Source organism: Massilia aurea (assembly GCF_014200505.1).
GTDB classification, from domain to species: domain Bacteria; phylum Pseudomonadota; class Gammaproteobacteria; order Burkholderiales; family Burkholderiaceae_D; genus Telluria; species Telluria aurea_B.
Window position 1 is genome coordinate 714,049 of sequence record NZ_JACHBX010000003.1, and the last position, 16,374, is coordinate 730,422.

Consider the following 16,374-nt stretch of genomic DNA (forward strand, 5'->3'; position numbering starts at 1 on the left):
TGCAGGCACACCTGCAAGGGCATTGGCGATCGCGGTAGCGCCCCATTGGGTGGCGCCACCTTCGCTTGATACCGGATTACAGCTTGTAGTTCAGGCCGAACAGCATCTGGCGGCCATACTTGGCGTAGCCGCGCGGACGGTCTTCGGTACCAGCGTAGCTGCGGAAGGCGGTGTCGGTCAGGTTGTTGACCTGGAACAGCACGGACAGACCTTCGACTTGCTTGAAGTCATAACCCAATTGCAGGTCGACTACTTTATCAGCTTTTACGTAAGTCAGCTCGGTTGCACCACCAATTCCGCCGATTTCACCCACAAAATCGCTGCGATAACGCTGGCTGATACGTGCCGAGAAGCCATCTTTCTCGTAATACGCCGTGAAGTTGAACACGCGCTTCGACAGCCCTGGCAGCGGAATCGCGACATTGCCGAAGCGCTGGTCGAGAATCGAGATCTCGCTGTTGGTGAACGACGCGTTGGCAGTGATGCCAAAACCGTCGAGCATCGGGTGGATCATGTCCAGCGGGGTCGATGCCGCAAACTCCAGACCGCGCAGGCTACCGCCCTCGCCGTTGCGCGGCTGGGTGATGGTACCGATGTTGGTCAGGGCGCCCTGCAGGTTGAACTCCGAGAAGTCACGCGGCACGGTCACGCTGTAGATGTACGAGGACAGGTCCTTGTAAAAACCGGCCGCCGAGATATAGCCCTTGTTGCCGAAGTACTTTTCGTACGACAGGTCGACCTGCTTGGCGCGCCATGGATCGAGCTGCGCATTGCCGCCGTTGCCGTACGGGGTACCGGTGGTCTGGGCGGTCAGGCCCACTTCCAGCGCCGCGTTCAGCTGGTTCAGCTTGGCGCGGGCCAGCGTCTTGCCGGCGCCGAAACGCAGGAATTGCTGGTCAGGCAGGCTCCATGCCAGGTTGATGCTTGGCAGGTAGTCGGTGTACTTCTTGCCGTCGGTCAGTGGCACCAGGTCGGCGAATGGCCAGGCGCGCAGCGTGTTCGCGGTCGAGCTCTGGTCGGTTTCGATGACTTGCATGCCGATATTGCCGCGCAGTGGCATCGACATCAGTTCGGTGTCGATGTTCAGCTTGGCGTAGCCGGTCTTGACCTTCTCTTCGATGGTCCAGTTCTTGGTCGCACCCCATGGCACCAGCACGGCTGGCGTGAATGGGCCGAAGTTGTTGGCCAGCACGCCGTCGATGTCCCAGCTCAGGCTGTTCTGCAGGCCGTACAGCGCTTGCGAGCTGTTGAGAACGTTAGCGCCGAAGGTGCCGTTGCCGATCTTCGAGAAGCCGGTTTCCAGGTGCGCCTTTTCTTTTTCGCGCTTCGAGTAGTTAAAGCCCAGCTCCAGGCTGTTGAAGTAGGCGTTGTCGAACTTGCGCTCGATGCTCGTGCGGAACGAGGTCATCTTGTCAGTCATGTTCGGGGCATTGACATAGCCTTCGCCGAACTGGCCGCCGATGGCGATCTGCGACGGATCGTCGTAGGTGCCCGACAGGCCCAGCACAGGAATCGTGCCGCCGTTGTAGCTGTAGTTCAGCGTCTGGCGCGTCGCGCGGCCAGCGTTGATCTCGATCAGCTGTTCCTTGTGATCAGCCTTCGAGCGGCTGATGTCGACGATGCCGACCCAGTCGCCCGTCGTGTAGCGGTTGTTCCAGCCGAAGGCGGTCAGCTTGTCGTCGCGCGTCAGGCGGTTGTTGCGCACGACCGGATTGACGTTGTTGGCGGTGCCACTGATCATCGTGCCGTTCACGACGGTCGGGTTCGAGAAGCGCACTTCGCCGTCGTCCTTGAGTGGCATTTCGATGCCGCGGCGGATTTCTTCCTGGTCGAAACGCGAGTGGTAGACGTCGAAGGTCGAGCTGAAGTTGCGGTTAGGACGCCATTCGAGCACACCCATCAGGCCATCGCGCACCTGGTTGCCGGTCGTGGCGATCGACTTCATGCCCTTTGGCACTTTGACGGTCGAGCCTGGCACGACATTGGTATCGTCCACCCAGTCCCACGTTTCGAACTGTTCGCCGACGTTCGGCTTGTCCTGGCGTGCGTAACCGATGGCCACACCGAGCGTGCGGTTGGCGAACTGGTCGATGTACGACGCGCTGACACGGCTGCCGGTGTCCGGCGAGCCGGCGCTGACTTCGCCTTTGGAATTCTTTTCACCGCGCACATTGACGGTGACGACGCGTTCGCGCAGCGACAGCGGCTTGATGGTTTGCAGGTCGACCGTGCCCGACAGGCCCTGGCCGATCACGGCGGCGTCGCCGGTTTTATACACGGTAACGGCGCTGATCAGTTCGGATGGGTACTGGTCGTATTCGACGGTACGGTCCGAGCTGGTGGTGACTTGTTCGCGGCCGTTGAGCAGCGCGGTCGACAGGTCGCCCGAGGTGCCGCGGATGCTGATCGACTGGGCCTGGCCGTTGACGCGCTGCGCCGACAGACCTGGCAGGCGGGCCAGCGATTCGGCGATCGACACGTCCGGCAGCTTGCCGATGTCTTCCGACGAAATGGCTTCGACGATGCCGGTCGATTCGCGCTTGACGGCAATCGCGTCCTCGATGGCGCGGCGGATACCGGTGACGGTCACGGTGATGACCGGCGCATCGCTGATGGCGGTGTCAGTCGTCGTGGCGGTTTGCGCCTGCGCGCTGCCGGCCATGATGGTGACAAAGATGGCGCACCCGGCGGCCACTGGGCTCAGCTGGAACGCGGAACGCTTGTTGGCGAAAGTTTTCATGATCTCCTCAGAACGACGTAATTTCCCTAGAGCAGCTTTCGACCGCATGTTCGGGACTTTGTTATGACACGCCTCAACATCAACGCTCGGCGGGATTCTGTATTAAAACTAGATGCACTGTCAACGGGAGTTGGTTTCAAACGAACTCGGGTCATCCATCAATACGATATTCAATGAAAACAACGACTTAGTAACTGATGAGCAGCGCACGTGTGGTTTTTAACGCGTGTAGTCGCGCTACAAACGCTCCAAAAAGCAACGGTTTATGCTTGATTGCACCGAATCGGTGCGCAGGATGTAGTAAAACATTCAGGCATTACAAGAGGGGTTGTAACTTCACTACACGAATTTTGTATTTTTACAACAGACGAAAAAAATCCCCGGCAGCCTTTCGGCTGTCGGGGATTGCTTGGCGCGGATCGAAGGCTGCTACGCAGCCTCGCCGGTCATCAGAACTTGTAGTTGGCGCCGAACTGGTAGGTGCGGCCGTAGTCGACGCGACGGGTGATCGAATCGCTGCTGTTCGTGTACTCCTGGTACGGCGCATTGTTCCAGTTGTTGGCCTGGGCAAACACCGACAAGCCTTTGGCGAAGCCCGACTGGATTTCATACGACAGCTGGAAGTCGACGATCGTCTCGCCCTTCACGAACGTGTACTGCAGCGTGTCCGAGAAGTCCGGCGACTGGCCCAGGAAGTCCGAACGCTTGCGCGCTGCGGCGGCGATCTGGAAGCCGTACTTTTCGTAGTACACGCGCAGGTTGCTGACCTTGCGCGACAGACCCGGCAGCGGGATCGACTGCGCCGACGTCTGCACGTTGCCAAATCCCAGGGCCGGGATATCGATCGCCGAGCTGGTGAACGAGTGGTTGGCCATGATGCCGAAGCCGTCCAGCCAGTCGCTGACCATGTTCAGCGGAATATTCACGGCCAGCTCGTAGCCCTTGATGCTGCCGCCGTTACCATTTTCAGGACGGTTCAGCACGCCAACGGTCGAGCCGGCGAAGTCGCCGGTGGTCGGCAGCGGCGTGGTCGAGGTCGTCCATGGCGCGAAGTCGTATTCCGACGGCGTGCGCAGGATGAACGTGTCGAGCTTCTTGTAGAACACGGCCGCGCTGACATAGCCCTTCTTCGCGAAGTACTTTTCGTACGACAGGTCGAACGCCTTGGCCTTGAACGGCTTGAGCCCCGGGTTACCGCCGCCACCGCTGATGAACGGGTTGGTCACGCCGGTGTTCACGCCAAAGCCGATGCCGCCGCGCAGGTCGTCCAGGTTCGGACGCGACAGCACTTGCGCCAGACCCATGCGCAGCACCTGGTCATTCTTCAGGTCGAACGACAGGTTCAGGCTTGGCAGCACGTCCCAGTAGCTGACGCTGTCGACGACGCGCACTGCCGGGCAGGCATCGGCAGTTTCGCCGGTGCAGTTGCCGCTGTTGTAGCCGCCGCCCGTCTGCTTCGTGTGCACGAACTGCGTTCCGACGTTACCGCGGTATTCGAAGCCGAACAGCTCGCCGTTCAGGTCGCCCATCAGGTAAGCGGTCTGGACCGTTTCCTTGACATCCCAGAACTTGGTCAGGATGTCGGCGTTGACCTTCGTGGCCAGCTGGTACACGGTGCCGAGCGAGCCGGACGGATTCCACGTGGCGATCGGAAGACCGGTGGTGCCGGCAACGCCGGTACCCGTGCCCGGCATCGTCTGCGCAGCGAACTGGGCGCCGCCCAGGATTTCGAGACGGCCTTCTTCGCCGCTGCGCGCTTTTTCACGGTCGGTGAAGTTGTAGCCGAACTGCACGGCCGACATCGGGCCCCACTCCACCGGACGCTTGGCGTTCAGGCGGATCGCCTTGAGCGTGTCTTCCACGTACGGCTGGGCCAGGTAACCGGCTTGCGGCAGGATGTTGGTGGCGGTGCCCGACCAGCCGTTCACGTCGGTCAGTTGTGCAACCGCGCGGTCCGAATAGTTCAGGCCAGTGCGCCAGGCGACGTCGGTGAAATTGCCGCCGTTAAAACCGGTCCACGAGATCGTGTCCAGCGGATTTGCATTGCCCGGCAGGCCAGCGGTGGTCTCGTAACGCGCGCTCAGCTTGGTCGCTTTCGACCACGTGATGTCAGCGCTGGTGCTCCAGTCGCCCAGCTTCAGTTCGTTCTTCCAGCCGACCGTCTTCAGGTCGTCTTCCGACGTCTCGACGTGGTTACGCACCACGCCCTTGTAGTTGGTCAGCGTGCCGCTGGTGGCGACACCGTTCTGCACGACGACGTTCTGCAGCACGCCGGCCGGGTCATACAGGCCCGACGTGTTCGAGCCGACCGCGCCTTCGAAACCGCTGCGCTTCAGGCCCGTCTCGCCGGCCGAATAGAACAGGTCGAGGGTCGAACGGAAATCGCGGTTCGGACGGAACTGCAGCGACATGAAGGCGCCGTCACGCTTGTGCGACGTCGATTCGGTGTCGGCGGTAAAGCCCAGTGGCACCAGCACGTTCTGGCCATTGAATGGCAGAGCTGCCGTGTTGCCGCCCCAGGCGTCGAACTTGCGCTGCTCGCCGCCGGTTTCGTCGTACGACGTGATGCCCAGCGCGATGCCGAACTTGCGGTCGGCGAACTGGTCGATGTACGAGAACGAGACGCGGTCGCCGCTGCCTTCTTCGGCAGTGCGCACGCCCAGGCGGCTGCGCTTGTAGTTGGCGGCGATGACGCGCTTGCCGAAGTCCAGCGGCTGCACGGTTTTCAGGTCGATCGTCGCGGCCAGGCCCTGGCCGATGACGCTTGCGTCCGGCGTCTTGTAGATCACGACGCCGCCCATCAGCTCGGACGGGAACAGGTCGAATTCAGGATTGCGGGCATTGCCGGTCGAGGCCATTTCGCGGCCGTTGAGCAGCGTGCCGTTGAAGCTTGGCGACAGGCCGCGCACCGAGATTTCCGATGCACGTCCCGAACCGCGGCTGCGCTGGGCGGTCACGCCCGGCAGGCGCGCGATCGATTCGGCAACCGACGTGTCCGGCAACTTGCCGATGTCTTCGGCCGAGATCGCTTCAACGATCGAGTTCGAATTGCGCTTGATCGAGATGGCCGCTTCGATGCCGGTACGGATGCCGGTCACGGTCACTTTCGAGACGGCGCTGTTCGGGAACGCGGTGGGTGCGGCGGCCGGCGCTTCTTCCGGCGTCTGCACCGTGGCGGCTGCCACGGGGGTGTTTGGTGCGACGGGGGTGGCTTCTTCGCTGCCCGAGGCTTGCGCATACGCGTTACCTGCCAGGACCGACAGCAGCACGGCGCAACCGGCGGCGAACGGGTTCAACGGGAATGCAAAGGTGGCTGCAGTACGGCGACGGGCCTGGGTGGCCCGGGTGGCGGTGGCGTTCATGTGTCTCCTCGGTTTTTCTTAACTGCCCGTTACGGCTCTGTACTAAAACTAGAACCGGAACAGGCAGCAATGTGTGGCGAGGATCATGGCATGCTTTGCACGACAACAACATTGTGTACGTTGTACTTGGGCTACACATTTGCGGCGTTTTCAGCGCCTTAAAAGACTTTCGCACCGAATCTGAAGGTAATCTGAAGGTTGGCCCGTCTTGAGCCTATGTAGTCGGGGTGAAATCGAATCCGCCCCGCATGATTGTTGGGCAGCAGGGTTTATAGTAACCTTCCATCAACACAACAATTACCGGCCCCGCGTTCCAGCGTCGACATGCAGACCCTGTAGTCCAACTACGTCAGCAGTAGTACGACTGGTACCAGCCCAAGAACCCATGAGACAACTCCTCGCCACCATCGTGCTCGGCAGCGCTTCGCTTGCCGCCTTCGCCCAGGCTCCGGCCATCGACCGCATGGAGCCGCCGTTCTGGTGGGCCGGCATGCACGACAACAAGGTTCAGCTGATGGTGCATGGCGAGGCGATTGGCGATCTGACGCCGACACTGACCTACCCCGGCGCGCGTATTGCATCGGTCACGCGCACACCGAACCGCAACTACCTGTTCATCGACCTCGTACTCGACGCGAAGGTGGAGCCCGGTACGTTCGACATCACGTTCAGCGGCGCCGGCCGCACGACCACGCATGCCTACCGCCTGCTGGCGCGCGATCCGGGTTCTGCCACGCGCCAGGGTTTTTCCAGCAAGGATGCGATCTACCAGATCATGCCGGACCGCTTCGCCAATGGCGACCCGTCCAACGACAACGTCGCCGGCATGCTCGACAAGGCCGACCGCAAGGGCGGCCTGGGCCGCCACGGTGGCGACATCCAGGGCGCGATCAACCACCTGGATTACATCGCGGACATGGGCTTCACGCAGCTGTGGCCGACGCCGCTCATCGAGAACAATATGCCGGGCTACTCGTACCATGGCTACGCGGCCACGGACCTGTACAAGATCGACCCGCGCTACGGCAGCAACGAAGACTTCGTGCGCCTGTCGACCGAAGCGAAGAAACGCGGCATCGGCATCATTCAGGACGTGGTGCTGTCGCACATCGGTTCGCACCACTGGTGGATGAAGGACGTGCCGGCGCCGGACTGGATCAACTACAACGACAAGTTTGTCCCGACCCAGCACTACCACACGGCGGTGCAGGACCCGTACGGCTCGAAGGAAGACGCCGACAACTTCACGCGCGGCTGGTTCGTCAAGAGCATGCCCGACCTGAACCAGTCCAATCCGCTGCTGGCCAACTACATCATCCAGAACAACATCTGGTGGATCGAATACGCGAAGCTCTCGGGCCTGCGCATCGACACCTTCGGCTATTCGGACAGCGCATTTTTGTCGGAGTACACCCGCCGCATCATGGCCGAATACCCGAACCTGAACCTGGTCGGCGAAGAGTGGAGCATCAAGGTGCCGGTCGTGGCGCGCTGGCAGCGCGGCAAGGACAACTTCGACGGCTACCGCGCCTACATGCCGAGCATGATGGACTTCCCGGTGGCCGAGGCGATGCGTACCGCGCTGGCGGACAAGAAAGGCGGCAACGTGTTCTCGGACGTCTACGAGATGCTGTCGCTCGACTACCTGTATCCCGAGCCAGGCAATCTGGTGCTGTTCGCCGACAACCACGACATGTCGCGCATCTATAGCGTCGCCGGCGAAGACTTCGACAAGTACAAGATGGCGATGGTGTTCATGATGACCGCGCCGCGCATCCCGCAGTTCTACGTGGGCGACGAGCTGCTGTTTACCAGCCCGACGAAAGACCGCGACGACGCCAGCTACCGCATCCCGTTCCCGGGCGGCTGGGCCGGCGACAAGGTCAACGCCTTTACCGGCACGGGCCTGAAGGACAAGCCGCGCGCGGCGCAAGCCTTCGTGCGAAAGCTGACGAACTGGCGCAAGAGCCAGCCGGTGATCCACAGCGGCCGCATGATGCATTACGGGCCGCAGAACAATACCTACGTCTACTTCCGCTACAACGCGGACAAGAAGGTGCTGGTCGCGTTCAACAACAACGCGAAAGAAATGGCGCTCGATGTCGACCGTTTCCGCGAAATGCTCACGGGCGTGACCAGCGGCGTGGATGTCCTGACCGGCAAGACGTTCGACCTGCGCTCGACGCTGACCCTGCCCCCACGTGCTTCGGTGATCCTGGAGCTGGAGACGCCACGATGATGCGCAGCGCCATCGCACTGGCCGCCCTCCTCGCCTGCGGCGCCGCCCACGCGCAGTCGGATGCCGCGTTGTTCGTGCGCGGTGCGTTCAATGGCTGGGGGACGGCCGATGCGCTGGCGCCCAAGGGCAAGGGCATTTACCAGGCCGATATCGCTGTCGCGCCGGGTAACCACGCCTTCAAACTCGGTAGCAGCGACTGGGCTGCCGAGTGGGTGATCGATCCGGACAAGAGCGTCAACGTGGCGCCCGACACCGCGTACCAGCTCGAACGCTTATCTGGACCCGAGACCTTCCTGTTCGTGCGCACGTCCGGCACCTACCGCTTCACGCTGGACGCGAGCGATCCGGCCAAACCTGCGCTGAAGGTCACGCGTCTTCCCGATGCCGACCGTGCCAACGCGCCCGATCCGCATGCGGGCCATGCTGCCGTCGCCACGCAAGCCTGGGCAACGTGGGACGGCAAGACCGAGACGGTGCGCTACTCGACGCCGGATGCCCAGGCGCTGCTCCGCCAGTACGTCCAGTCGAGCACGATGAGCTTGCGCGATCCCGGTCCCCAGCATGTCGCGTACGCCGAGCAGGAAGGCTTGCCGCGCGCCCGCACCGGCAACCTCGCCTTCGACGCGCTGTTCGCGCTGGCCGGCGCCGAGATGCGCCTCAATTCGGTCAGCCAGATCAAGGACGGCAACTACAACGGCGGCAACGCCATCGATTGCGACTGCTTCTCCACCGGCGAGAAGTGGGCGTATGTCTGGACGCGCGACCTGTCGTATGCGGCCGACCTGGGCCTGGCCCTGCTCGACCCGCAGCGCGTGCGCAATTCGCTCGATTTCAAGCTGTCGGGCTGGCGCGCCGGCGTCACGCCGGTGACGCAGATCCCTGCCACGGCGGACGGCCTGCAGATCGTGCAGGACACCGGCAGCGGCGGCAGCTGGCCGGTCAGCACCGACCGCCTGACATGGGCCTTTGCAGCCGAAGAGACGCTGCGCACGCTGCCCGCTGCCGAGCGCGCGGCGTTCGCCAGCAAAGCGTTAAAGGCGCTGTCGAACACACTCGAGATCGACCGTGTGGCAGCGTTCGACACAGCCACGGGCCTGTACACGGGCGAAGAATCGTTCCTCGACTGGCGCGACCAGACTTACGCTGCGTGGATGCCGGGCGATCTGGCGTCGATGGCCAGTTCGAAGGCGCTGTCGACCAACGTCGTCATCTTCCAGGCGCTCAAGCTGGCGGCGCAACTGGCGCGCGAACAGCGCGATGCAGCCAGGGCCGAGCGCTACACGCGCTGGGCATCGGCGCTGAAACGCGCGATCAACAAAGAGCTCTGGCTGGCCGACGAAGGCATGTACAGCAGCCTCACCGCCGGCCACCTGGACGGCGCGCCGCTGCACAAGTTCGACTGGCTCGGCCAGGCGCTGGCGATTGTCAGCGGCGTCGCCGATGACAGGCAGACGGCGTCGATCCTGGCGCGCTATCCGCATGGCCCAATGGGCGCGCCCGTGATCTGGCCGCAGCAGATCGGCGCGCCGGTGTATCACAACCGCGCCATCTGGCCCTTCGTCACCGCGTACGGCTTGCGCGCTGCGGTGCAGGGCAAGAACGCGGCGGTGGCCGATGCCGCCTACGCAACGCTGATGCGCGGCGCAGCGGTGAATTTGTCGAACATGGAAAACCTCGAGTGGTTGTCGGGCCAGCCGCTGCTGCTCGACGAGAAGACCCCGGCGCTGAGCGGCCCCGTGATCAACTCGCGCCGCCAGTTATGGTCAGTGGGCGGGTATCTGGGCATGGTGATCGACAATGTGTTCGGCGTGACCGTGCAGGACGATGGCATCGCGCTGCGCCCGTTCGTGACGGCCAAGCTGCGGCGCGAGACCTTTGGCGCGACGAACGAAATTGCGCTGCACGATCTGCGCCTGCACGGCAAGCGCATCGACGTGGTGCTGCGCCTGCCGCCAGCGGCCGGAGGCGACGGCTATCACCGGGTCGAGCGCATTCTGTTGAACGGCAAGCAGGTCGGGGACACGCTGCGTACGGGTGATTTGCAGGCCGAAAACCGCATCGAGATCGTGCTGGGCAAACTCGTCGCCGGCGCGCAGGGCATCCGCCGCGTGCAGGCCAATCCGTATGAAGAATCGTCCGTCACGTTCGGGCCGCGCGAACCGGTGATCGCGGCGCTGACGCGTGCATCGTCCGGCGCCGTGGGGTTGACGATCGGCGCGAACGGGAATGCGGCGGGTGTGATCTACCGCGTCTACCGCGATGGCAAACTGGTGGCCGACAAGCTGCCGGCCGGCGCCTGGACCGACGACAAGGCCGGCGTGGCGTCGTGCTATGCGGCAGAGGCACGCTTTGCCGACAGCGGCAATGTCAGTCACCACAGCCAGCCGCGCTGCATCGACGCAGTGGCTGGTGCTGGCGTCGACATCGGTGTCACCGACCCGCGCGTGACGTCGAACCTGACAACCACGGCGCCGGATGCGCGCTTTTCACTACCCGCGATCCGCGACTGGGGCCGGCCGCAAGACCGCTTTGCCGTGGACGGGATGCGTGTCGAAAGCGCAGGCGATTACCGGGTTCAGGTGCGCTATCACAATGGGGCGAATCAGGTGAATCTGGGGATCAGCGGCGGCGTGAAGTGGCTGGCATTGAAGAATGGCGCTGGCAAGGTCGTGGCCCAGGGCGTGATCCAGTTGCCGCATGCGCCGCTGTTCAAGGGCGCGACGCCAACCGTGTATTCGACGCCGCTGGCCGCGCGCCTGCAGGCCGGCAGCTACCGCCTGGAGATGACGGACTTCTACAATATGAGCTACCTGGAGAGCAACCGCACCTTCACGGGCGCCGGTGGCGCTGAACCGGCGAACCGGTTCGACATCCATGGCGTGCGCTTGCTGCGGGTGAAATAAGCCGGCTGGCTCAGGCAGCGTCGCCAGGTGTGGCGGCGGCTGCCTGTGGCGGCGCCAGCAACAGCTTGAGGCGCCCTTCCAGCACCCGGAACTCGAACGGCGTCGCCATCTGGCTGACCTCGCCATCGACGGCGACCTTCAGGCGCTTGCGCCCGTACAGCGACGGCGTGCGCACGGTCATGCGCTTGAACGAAAACGCCACGACGTCGTCGGCGTTGCCCAGCTTGCCAAGCGCGCCGCGCACCAGCAGGCCCAGCAGCCCAAGTTTACCCATCGGCTTGGGCGCCAGCGCCGCCAGCTGGCCATCCTCGACCGCATCGGTCAACTGTTCCATGCCGACCTGCTCCATCTGCAGGCGATTGTTCCCCACGAACAGCGTCGTCGTGCGCAAACGCTGCTCTTTACCATCGAGCTCGAGCCGGATCTGCAGGTGGCGGTGCGCGCGCAGCGCCATCTTGATGGCCGACAGAAACGCGACCACGCGGCTACGGCCGAACTCGCGTTTGTCGTGCTCGCGCTCTTCGAGCAGCGCCGGATACAGGCCGACACTCGCATTGACCAGGAAGATCTTGTCGTTGAGCATGCCTACCTGCACCGGCTTGATTTTGGCTCGCAGCAGCGCGTGAACAGCCTCGGCCAGGTCTTCCGGAATCCCGTGGGTGCGACCGAAGTAGTTGAAGGTGCCCTGCGGCAGCACGCCAAACGCGCACCCGGCCAGCACCGCCTGGTGCGCGACCGTGTTGATAGTGCCATCGCCGCCAGCGGCCACCAGCACGCCACCGCTGGCGACGGCTTTGGCCGCCATGTCCTTGGCGATCTGTTCGATGCGCTCGGGCTCGTCCACCACTTCCAGATGGCACACGCGGCCACCGGCGTCCATGACCTCGTTGATCGTGGAGATGCGCATCTCGGTTTCGGAATGACCCGACCCCGCGTTCAGAACAATGAAGAAAGGAGCGTCAGGTAGCAACTCGGTGGCTGGCATCGCAGGGTCGATTCGGTAAGAGTGGTTGATCGAGAATGCAGCCATCGTATCACCGGCATTGACGCCGCTGGGTGCGTTACACAACGCTCGCGTGCAGGGGCCAGGACCCTGAGCGCAGCCTATGAACCATGAACGAATTTCATCGTTGAATGAGTTAACATCACTTTTATTCAATCGACTGGCTGGTCATAATCGACGGACCGGGCACACACAGGTGTGCTCTCAATCCCGGAGCAGCTGGCTATGATGAATGAAGATTTTACGTTTGCGATCAAGACCGTTCGGTTCGATGAACATTACCGTCCGGCCGATGGCACGCGGATCACGACCAATTTCGCGAACCTGGCCCGGGGAGAACATCGGCAGGACAATCTGCGCAAGGCCTTGAACATGATGGACGCGCGTTTCAACGCGCTGGCCCAGGCGGACAATCCCAGGGGCGATCGTTATGCCCTCGAACTCGACATCGTGTCGGTCGAGATGGCGTTGTCGGTCGAAGGCGGTGGTGATGCGTTCCCGCTGATCGAAATCCTGAAAACCACGATCGTCGATCGCGAGACCAACCAGCGCATCGAAGGCATCGCGGGAAATAATTTTTCCTCGTATGTGCGCGACTATGACTTCAGCGTCCTGCTGTCGGATCACAACAAGGATCGACAGGAATTTGGCGTCCCGGAGAACTTTGGCGACCTGCACGGAAAGCTCTTCCAGTGCTTCATTGCGTCGGCGGCCTACAAGGAACATTTCGGCAAGCCGCCGGTGATCTGCCTGAGTATTTCAACCAACAAGACGTACCACCGCGCCGACCATCAGCATCCTGTACTGGGCGTGGAATACGTCCAGGATGAACCCTCCCTGACCGACCAATACTTCAGCAAGATGGGACTGCGGGTGCGCTACTTCATGCCGCCCAATAGCGTTGCGCCACTGGCCTTCTATTTCGTCGGCGACCTGCTGGGCGACTACACCGATCTGGAACTGACAGGCACGGTCAGCACGATGGAGGCGTTTCAGAAGATTTACCGGCCCGAGATCTATAACGCCAATGCTTCGGCAGCGAAACACTTTCAGCCGAAATTGAAACACCAGGATTATTCACTGACGCAGATCGTGTACGACCGGGAAGAGCGCAGCCAGCTCGCCGTCAAGCAGGGGAAATTTGCTGAAGAACATTTCATCAAACCATACCAGCCAATCCTCGAGCGCTGGGCAGCCAGCTACACCTTCTAAAGACCAAACACGCAAAGCGATCTGACATGAAAAAATTATTGCCCACTTCAACCGCCGGTAGTCTGCCGAAACCCGCCTGGCTCGCAGAGCCAGAAACCCTTTGGTCGCCCTGGAAATTACAGAACGAGGAACTGGTGGAGGGCAAACAGGATGCATTGCGCCTGTCACTCGAAGACCAGCAACAGACAGGCATCGATATCGTCAGCGATGGCGAGCAGACGCGCCAGCATTTCGTCACGACCTTCATCGAACACCTGAGCGGTGTCGACTTCGAAAAGCGCGAGACGGTCAGGATCCGCAATCGTTACGATGCCAGCGTCCCGACCGTGGTTGGCGCCGTGAGCCGACCGAAGCCCGTATTCGCCGATGATGCCAAATTCTTGCGTCAGCAGACGGACAAGCCGATCAAATGGGCCCTGCCCGGCCCGATGACCATGATCGACACGCTCTACGACAGCCACTACAAAAGCCGTGAAAAGCTGGCCTGGGAATTTGCAAAAATCCTGAACCAGGAAGCGCGCGAGCTGGAAGCGGCCGGTGTCGACATCATCCAGTTCGACGAACCGGCCTTCAATGTGTTTTTCGATGAAGTCAACGACTGGGGCATCGCCACGCTGGAGCGGGCAATCGAAGGCCTCAAATGCGAAACGGCGGTCCACATCTGCTACGGCTACGGCATCAAGGCCAATACGGACTGGAAAAAGACGCTGGGATCGGAGTGGCGCCAGTACGAATCCATCTTTCCGCAGCTGCAAAAATCGAACATCGATATCGTCTCGCTGGAATGCCACAACTCGCATGTCCCGATGGATTTGCTGGAACTCATTCGCGGCAAGAAAGTGATGGTCGGCGCCATTGACGTGGCCAGCAATATTATCGAAACGCCGGAAGAAGTTGCCAACACCTTGCGCAAGGCGCTGAAGTTCGTCGACGCCGACAAGCTGTGCCCTTGCACCAATTGCGGAATGGCGCCGTTGTCGCGGCACGTCGCAAAAGCCAAGCTTGCTGCGCTGAACGCGGGCGCAGAGATCATTCGGCGGGAACTGTCAGCCTGATCCAGGTGACGTTGCAGGGCCATGCAGGCCGAATGTAGACAGTGCAATCCTACATTCATGCCAGCCACGGGACTATTCGTGTGCTGAAGATACCTGACTATCATGAGGCCATATTTCATGACGAGGAGATCAGCATGGCCATGCAAAATGAAGACAATGACGTCAACGCACATCGTGATCAGCCGCGTATGGGTGACGGCACAGGCAACGACGACGCCGCAGGCGAGCCGGCCACAACTGAAGACGACCAGCAGGCCGCGATGCCGCCGAGTGAGACTGACGACGACCAGTATGACCAGGGGACCGTGAAGCGCGAAAGCTGAGCGTGGTTATTCAGATTGTGGCGGCCTCATGGCCGCTACCCGGCGCGTGTAGCGGCATCGGCAGGGCCGGTCACCTGCCCGGCGCGTCGTCAGTTATCAGACAGTGATCCGGATCCTGCAGCAACTGGTACATCACATAGGCAGCATAGCCCACTCCTGCAAGTAGATCGCAGTTCTAAGCACTTCTGAAACGTCGAATCTGTTTAGAATCGCGCTAGCTATCTCTTGTTGATTTCATCGGCTGTCAATGGCTTCACGTCAATAATGCCCCTGGCACTGTGGGTAATCGCGTTAGCAGCGCTCCTGGCATTGACGCAGTTTGGCGTGTTTGCCATTTCTCCCGGATTGTCCTTGCACTTGGCGAGCACCTCCAGGCGCTTGACTTTATTGGCTTTGTACCAATCCACCGTCTGTACAATGTCGACAGGCTTTTCTTCTTTGCACCCGCTTAGGATTGAAAGAATGGCCACTAAAGTCATTGAAATTAAAGGCTTTTTCATCGTAGATTTGTTAAATTAAAAAAAGAAACTTGCTTCAATGCTGTTAGCCGTCGGGCAGAACATAGCAAGCTATTAAACAGCGAATAAAATTGATTGCGCGACCGAAAAATTGCGAAACCAGGTTCGCGCTTGGCCGAACTTGGCAAATTGGGTAATCTTAGCAGGTTGCCGAGGTGAAAAAGTCACAGACTGTCTCGACAGGCATGAACATACCCATTTCAGACATTGGCGGCTATGAGAAAAACGGCGTGGATCGAACGCGTTGATGACTTCTGTTTAGTGTCGTCAGCCGTTGTAGCCGGTCACAATCGGGGTCATACAATCGCACAATCGCGATCAGGCCTGACATTCAGACATGAGTTCAACACTAGGTCTATCTGTGACAGCCCTCGTGGAGGGTCCGATGAATAGACGAGGTCCAAATATCAGACCTTACCCTCACATTCTTGACCCTCACATTCTTTACGCGGAGCCGGACTGCTATTCAGAAATGGTGGAAGTCCATCCACTGTCTGCCCGTAAGTGCAAAGGCAGTGTGGCTATTACATGTGCCGGACCTTCCACATCCCAAGAAAAAATGCAGCAACCGCAACCGTTCATCTCGGACACGTATGACAAATTTTCTTTGTTGTGTTCGACCCACGATTCAGCTTCGTCGACTTCGCCTGCCGTGTCGACGGAAGCGCAGATTGATGCACGCGTTTTCATACTTGAAACCTAAAAAGAGAGGAATTGAGGCCATACGCGAGTCTGCGTCTGGTCGCTCTCGGTCGTCGAAACCAACACAGTACACTAAGGAGATGCCAACCCAATTACCAGAGGTTTCGTAAAATTTCAAATAGCAAGATATTCAAGTTAGCTTTGAAATCGACTTGTGCGGCTGACGGAAAACTTCAGACCGGTTTCTACCCGAGAGGCAGATGCAACCGCCTCCGCAGCATCCATTATCCGCCCGGCGCGTCGTCAGCCGTCGGCCAGTGATCCGGATCCTGCAGCAACTGGTACATCACGTACGCATCGATATAGCCCAGGCGCTT

The 16,374-nt window shown here is 60.9% G+C and carries 9 protein-coding genes; 5 read left to right on the forward strand and 4 right to left on the reverse strand.

The annotated features are described in order from the left end of the window. Positions 1–76: 76 nt before the first annotated feature. Both HD842_RS17015 and HD842_RS17020 read right to left on the reverse strand, forming a co-directional pair. Positions 77–2,740, reverse strand: coding sequence for a TonB-dependent receptor (locus tag HD842_RS17015; protein ID WP_183555900.1), 2,664 nt, complete (start codon positions 2,738–2,740; stop codon positions 77–79). Positions 2,741–3,189: 449 nt separating this feature from the next. Continuing rightward, on the reverse strand, positions 3,190–6,102 hold the full coding sequence (locus HD842_RS17020; protein WP_183555901.1) for a TonB-dependent receptor: 2,913 nt from the start codon (positions 6,100–6,102) through the stop codon (positions 3,190–3,192). A gap of 385 nt (positions 6,103–6,487) precedes the next feature. Between HD842_RS17020 and HD842_RS17025 the strand changes: the two genes are divergently transcribed. Together HD842_RS17025 and HD842_RS17030 are read left to right on the forward strand one after the other, a co-directional pair. Further along, complete coding sequence (locus tag HD842_RS17025) at positions 6,488–8,341, forward strand: glycoside hydrolase family 13 protein (RefSeq protein ID WP_183555902.1); 1,854 nt, start codon at positions 6,488–6,490, stop codon at positions 8,339–8,341. Beyond that, on the forward strand, positions 8,338–11,244 hold the full coding sequence (locus HD842_RS17030; RefSeq protein ID WP_183555903.1) for an alpha-L-rhamnosidase-related protein: 2,907 nt from the start codon (positions 8,338–8,340) through the stop codon (positions 11,242–11,244). The genes HD842_RS17025 and HD842_RS17030 overlap by 4 nt, the downstream gene beginning before the upstream one ends. 10 nt (positions 11,245–11,254) lie before the next feature. On the opposite strand, the gene HD842_RS17035 is transcribed toward HD842_RS17030, so the two are convergent. Beyond that, entirely contained in the window at positions 11,255–12,229 is a 975-nt protein-coding gene (locus HD842_RS17035) for a diacylglycerol/lipid kinase family protein (protein ID WP_183555904.1), read from the reverse strand. A gap of 246 nt (positions 12,230–12,475) precedes the next feature. On the opposite strand from HD842_RS17035, the gene HD842_RS17040 reads away from it, so the two are divergent. From HD842_RS17040 to HD842_RS17050, 3 genes are all read left to right on the forward strand, one after another. Further along, on the forward strand, positions 12,476–13,459 hold the full coding sequence (locus tag HD842_RS17040; protein ID WP_183555905.1) for a DUF1852 domain-containing protein: 984 nt from the start codon (positions 12,476–12,478) through the stop codon (positions 13,457–13,459). A gap of 26 nt (positions 13,460–13,485) precedes the next feature. Further along, on the forward strand, positions 13,486–14,514 hold the full coding sequence (locus HD842_RS17045) for a methionine synthase (protein WP_183555906.1): 1,029 nt from the start codon (positions 13,486–13,488) through the stop codon (positions 14,512–14,514). Positions 14,515–14,648: 134 nt separating this feature from the next. Next, the gene (locus HD842_RS17050) at positions 14,649–14,837 is read left to right on the forward strand and encodes a hypothetical protein (RefSeq protein WP_183555907.1); all 189 of its coding nucleotides are present in this window, start codon (positions 14,649–14,651) and stop codon (positions 14,835–14,837) included. Positions 14,838–15,055: 218 nt separating this feature from the next. Here the strand turns inward: HD842_RS17050 and HD842_RS17055 are convergent, their stop codons facing one another. Further along, positions 15,056–15,337 (reverse strand): EexN family lipoprotein, encoded by a 282-nt coding sequence (locus HD842_RS17055; protein WP_183555908.1) that lies wholly within the window; start codon positions 15,335–15,337, stop codon positions 15,056–15,058. Positions 15,338–16,374: the final 1,037 nt, after the last annotated feature.

What these genes read in the sequence shown, in the direction of transcription:
- HD842_RS17015 (WP_183555900.1), bottom strand. Translation starts at nt 2,740, where the DNA reads ATGAAAACTTTCGCCAACAAGCGTTCCGCGTTCCAGCTGAGCCCAGTG.
- HD842_RS17020 (WP_183555901.1), bottom strand. Translation starts at nt 6,102, where the DNA reads ATGAACGCCACCGCCACCCGGGCCACCCAGGCCCGTCGCCGTACTGCA.
- HD842_RS17025 (WP_183555902.1), top strand. Translation starts at nt 6,488, where the DNA reads ATGAGACAACTCCTCGCCACCATCGTGCTCGGCAGCGCTTCGCTTGCC.
- HD842_RS17030 (WP_183555903.1), top strand. Translation starts at nt 8,338, where the DNA reads ATGATGCGCAGCGCCATCGCACTGGCCGCCCTCCTCGCCTGCGGCGCC.
- HD842_RS17035 (WP_183555904.1), bottom strand. Translation starts at nt 12,229, where the DNA reads ATGCCAGCCACCGAGTTGCTACCTGACGCTCCTTTCTTCATTGTTCTG.
- HD842_RS17040 (WP_183555905.1), top strand. Translation starts at nt 12,476, where the DNA reads ATGAATGAAGATTTTACGTTTGCGATCAAGACCGTTCGGTTCGATGAA.
- HD842_RS17045 (WP_183555906.1), top strand. Translation starts at nt 13,486, where the DNA reads ATGAAAAAATTATTGCCCACTTCAACCGCCGGTAGTCTGCCGAAACCC.
- HD842_RS17050 (WP_183555907.1), top strand. Translation starts at nt 14,649, where the DNA reads ATGGCCATGCAAAATGAAGACAATGACGTCAACGCACATCGTGATCAG.
- HD842_RS17055 (WP_183555908.1), bottom strand. Translation starts at nt 15,337, where the DNA reads ATGAAAAAGCCTTTAATTTCAATGACTTTAGTGGCCATTCTTTCAATC.